Here is an 874-nt window from a genome sequence, read left to right as displayed (position 1 = left end):
TGCCTCAAGGCGCTTGTTGGGCACCCCGAACACCGTTAGTTTGTTGTTCTTCCGTCGATCTGGCTTATTGCCAAGCGTTACCCCCATGATAACGCCATTCTTTTTTCTTTCTGGCCAGCACCAGACGAATTGACCACACTGGCCGCCAAGCGTAACAAAATCGACGGACGAACATCATACTATTGCGCCGGGGGTGGCCCAAGTGCGCTGGCGCACATTTCCGCTTTAAGCCACCCGATGGTGAATACTGCAAGCGAGGAGAGCGAATGTTTCCCGAGTATCTGGAGCCCTGGTTGAACAGCACCATTGCCTGGCTGGAGCTGGGTTTTCTGCTGCTGGTATTGCTGCTAACGCTGGTCGCTGTCGGGTTATGGCTACAGGACCGTTTTTTTCAGAAGCGTCACGCTATTCGCCGTAATTACCCGCTAATCGGCCGGTTTCGCTACTTTTTCGAGACTCTTGGTGAGTTTTTCCGCCAGTATTTCTTTGCCATGGACCGCGAAGAGCTGCCCTTCAATCGGGCACAGCGTGCCTGGGTTTACCGTGCGGCAAAGGATCTCAGCAATACCATGGCGTTTGGCTCTACAAAGCAGATTGGCGCCGGGCGCGTCATTTTCATGAATTGTCCGTACCCGACGCTGGAAAAAGACGCAGCCAAGACCTTGCCGCTGATGATTGGCCCATACTGTGAGCAGCCCTATGCGGCCCACAGTTTCTTCAATGTGTCGGGCATGAGCTTTGGTGCATTGTCCCGTCCAGCGGTGCAGGCGATGTCCCAGGGCGCGGCCATTGCCAATTGCTGGATGAACACCGGTGAAGGGGGATTGTCTCCCTACCACCTGGAAGGGGGCTGTGATGTGGTCTTTCAGGTGGG

The 874-nt window shown here is 55.1% G+C and carries 1 protein-coding gene; it reads left to right on the top strand.

The window, feature by feature from the left end; translation table 11 throughout:
- Positions 1-266: 266 nt before the first annotated feature.
- On the top strand, positions 267-874 hold a 608-nt coding region (locus tag A3730_RS06475; protein ID WP_255364199.1), incomplete at its 3' end, for a glutamate synthase-related protein.

The sequence above is a fragment of the Alcanivorax sp. HI0044 genome (genome assembly GCF_001634945.1).
The sequence above is the reverse complement of the archived record's forward strand: the minus strand, read 5'-3'. Positions and strand labels throughout refer to the sequence as shown.